We start from the raw sequence: 2,903 nt of genomic DNA on the forward strand, positions 1-2,903 counted from the left end.
CCGCAGGATAGCGGGGAGGGGGAGGGGGGAGACGAGAGCGGGTCCTGACCTGTGGAGGTCAGGACCCGAACCAAGCAGCTCCGCCAGCTGGATTCGAACCAGCACTACAGGGCTTCAAAGGCCCGCGGGCTACCAGTTACCCCATGGCGGATCACTGCCTCAGACCTTACCGGAGACGTGACGGTGCCTGGGTCACCAATCCAGTCCACCAGCCCTCGATACGGCGGTAGAGCTCGGCGCCCTGCGACACGCGGATCACGAGACAGCCACGATAGTTCTCGCCTACGTTCTTGCGCACCGTCTTGGGGTTGTGCTTCTTGATCGTCGTCTTCTGGAACGTAGCGGGGTCGACGCCGACCAGGTCGGCCCAGTATCGCTTGGCCGCCTCCACATCTGCAGTCTCGTGAATCATCACGCGGTACCGCAGGCGTTCCGACTCGACACCCAGAAGCCTGAGCCAGGCAAGGTAGATCTGGATCACGCCGGGATCGCTGTTGACGAAGATAACGTTTTCTCGCCGGTCGTACGTTTTGTCCTTTGTTCCCTCCGCCCAGTAGAGAGCTACCCCCGCCACAAAGAGGTCCCTGTCGGTCATTTCGCCAAGTTCGCGCGCCGCAGTGGTCTTGGTCTCCCGCCGTGCCTCATCCCGGACCGCGTGCTCATGCTCCCACCTCTTGCGTGCTGCCAGCTTCGCTTGCTCGGTCGGGTCGCGTCGCTCCGGCTTGGGCAGGTCCCGCACCCACAGGGAAATCGAGCTCTTCGAGCACCCCAGTTCGACCTGGATCTGGTCGTAGGTCCAGCCTTGGAGCCGAAGCTCACGTGCCTTGGCGCGTAGATCGTCCTTCGCGTTGGGTCGCTTCGTCCACTCCGGAGCGGGTTCGCCCTCCAGGAGGCGGTTGAGGATGTCGTTGTTGTCCACGTGCAGGCGGTCACGGATCTGCCGTCGGCTGAGCCCAGCCCGCCGCAGCGCCACCGCCCGTTCCCGCAGTCCCTCGAAGTCGGCGTACTTGCCGGATGGATGTGCCATGGGCATACCGTCCGGCCGGAATGTCGGCCTCCGGGCTCGAACGGCGCATGTTCACCAGTTCGAGGGAAACCGGCCGGTTTCGATGCCGTTTGCTCACTGCGTGTGATCACGGCCCCCGCGCGAAACTCGCCGGAAAAGCCCCGGCGGGCGCCCGTACGCTGGAGGGCATGACCAGGACGGGGGAAGACCACCGGGCGGCCGGGACCGGGCCGTGGTGGTGGGCTCGGTGGCGCAGTGCGGTGCTCGACGGGAGCCTGGCGCTGGTGTCCGCGGCGGAGTGTGCCGCGGAGGGGGTGCCGTTCGCGCGGGACGCCGGGGTGCCGATGGCCGTCGGGGTGGTGTTCGGGCTGCTGGCCGGTTCCGTGCTGCTGGTGCGGCGGCGGTGGCCGATCGCGGTGGTGCTGGTGGGGATCGCCGTCACCCCGGCCCAGATGGGTTTCCTGATGGGGATCGTCGGGCTGTACACGCTGGCCGCGTGCGAGCTGCCGCGGCGGATCATCGGCGCGCTGGCCGGGATGTCGTTCCTCGGCACGATGATCGTGACGTTCGTGCGGGTCGGGCAGGACATGGCCCGGGGCGACTTCACCCTCGGTGACTGGTTCGTGCCGTTCGCCGCGGTGACGACCTCGCTGGGGCTGACGGCGCCTCCGCTGCTGCTGGGTCTGTATGTCGGGGCCCGGCGGCGGCTGATGGAGTCGCTGCGCGAGCGGGCGGACAGCCTGGAGCGGGAGTTGCAGTTGCTCGCGGAGCGGGCGGAGGAGCGGGCCGAGTGGGCGCGCAACGAGGAACGGACGCGGATCGCGCGGGAGATGCACGACGTGGTCGCGCACCGGGTGAGCCTGATGGTGGTGCACGCGGCGGCGTTGCAGGCGGTGGCGCGGAAGGACCCGGAGAAGGCGGTGAAGAACGCCGCGCTGGTGGGGGACATGGGTCGGCAGGCGCTCACCGAGCTGCGGGAGATGCTCGGGGTGCTGCGCAGCGGTGACGGGCCGGAGCAGAGCCGCCGGGCGCGGGACGCGGGATCGGTGCCGGTGGCGGAATCGGTGCCGTTGGCGGCCGTGGGGGCCGCCGCGGCCGCGGCCGCCTCGCGGGCGGCCGGCGGGCCCGGGGGTGAGGGGCCGTGCCTGGCCGAGCTGGAGGAGCTGGTGGGGCAGTCGGCGGCGGCCGGGATGGTGGTGGATCTGTCGGTGGAGGGGGAGGCGCGGTCCTACGGTCCCGATGTCGAGCAGACCGCGTACCGGGTGGTCCAGGAGGCGCTGACGAACGTCCACAAGCACGCGGCGGGCGCGAAGACGCATGTGCGGCTCGCGCACCGGGGGTCGGAGATCGCGATGCAGGTGGAGAACGAGCCGCCGCCGGAGCCGGCGTCGGCGGAGTCGGCGGGTCTGCCGTCGGGCGGCAACGGCCTGGTGGGGATGCGGGAGCGGGTCCTGGCGCTGGGCGGGGTGTTCGTGTCGGGGCCGACGGAGGCGGGGGGTTTCCGGGTGTCGGCGGTGATTCCGGCGCCGTAGCCCGGTTGTGGGGGGTTCAGCCCGCGGTGAGGCGTACGGGTGTGATGCCGGAAATGAGAGTGGCCAGGGCCTGGTCGATGTCGGGGCCGAGGTACCAGTCGCCGGTGTGGTCGAGGGCGTAGACGCGGCCCTCGGCGTCGATGGCGAGCAGCGCCTGGTTGTCGGTCTCCAGGCCGAGCGGGCAGACCTCGGTGCCCAGTGCCTGTCTCTTATACACTCCTGACGCTGCCGACGACCCCCGACCTGATCCTGCCGACCTACGCCGCATCGCTGGCACTCAAGGTCCAGATCTGCCGCCACTGGTCGCTCAACCCGCACCCGCCGCTGACCCCGGCCATCGAGACCTGCTGCGGTGAAACCGTGCC

Annotated in this window: 3 protein-coding genes, 1 tRNA gene and 1 pseudogene; 2 read left to right on the top strand and 3 right to left on the bottom strand. The window is 69.9% G+C overall.

What is annotated here, in order from left to right; genetic code table 11:
- Window positions 1–78: 78 nt before the first annotated feature.
- A tRNA-Gln gene (locus tag GV126_RS20575) sits at window positions 79–151 on the bottom strand.
- 15 nt (window positions 152–166) lie between these two features.
- A complete protein-coding gene (locus GV126_RS20580) occupies window positions 167–1,027 on the bottom strand; it encodes a hypothetical protein (RefSeq protein ID WP_159668918.1) in 861 nt (286 codons plus the stop codon).
- Between the two features lie 167 nt (window positions 1,028–1,194).
- Between GV126_RS20580 and GV126_RS20585 the strand changes: the two genes are divergently transcribed.
- Window positions 1,195–2,538 carry a sensor histidine kinase gene (locus tag GV126_RS20585; protein ID WP_159668921.1) on the top strand — a complete coding sequence of 448 codons (1,344 nt, stop codon included), beginning with the start codon at window positions 1,195–1,197 and terminating at the stop codon, window positions 2,536–2,538.
- A 16-nt stretch (window positions 2,539–2,554) separates the two neighbouring features.
- Here the strand turns inward: GV126_RS20585 and GV126_RS20590 are convergent.
- A pseudogene (locus GV126_RS20590) lies at window positions 2,555–2,743 on the bottom strand (SUKH-3 domain-containing protein); the annotation flags it as partial.
- On the opposite strand from GV126_RS20590, the gene GV126_RS37490 reads away from it, so the two are divergent.
- Window positions 2,737–2,903 (top strand): malonate decarboxylase subunit alpha (locus tag GV126_RS37490; protein ID WP_159673925.1); only part of this gene is annotated, 167 nt, incomplete at its 3' end. The pseudogene GV126_RS20590 and the gene GV126_RS37490 sit on opposite strands and share 7 nt — an antisense overlap.

It is taken from the genome of Streptomyces mexicanus (assembly GCF_902506575.1).
Classification (GTDB): Bacteria; Actinomycetota; Actinomycetes; order Streptomycetales; family Streptomycetaceae; genus Streptomyces; species Streptomyces mexicanus.

Coding starts and splice junctions, on each gene's coding strand:
- GV126_RS20580 (WP_159668918.1), bottom strand. CDS start 1,027: ATGGCACATCCATCCGGCAAGTACGCCGACTTCGAGGGACTGCGGGAA.
- GV126_RS20585 (WP_159668921.1), top strand. CDS start 1,195: ATGACCAGGACGGGGGAAGACCACCGGGCGGCCGGGACCGGGCCGTGG.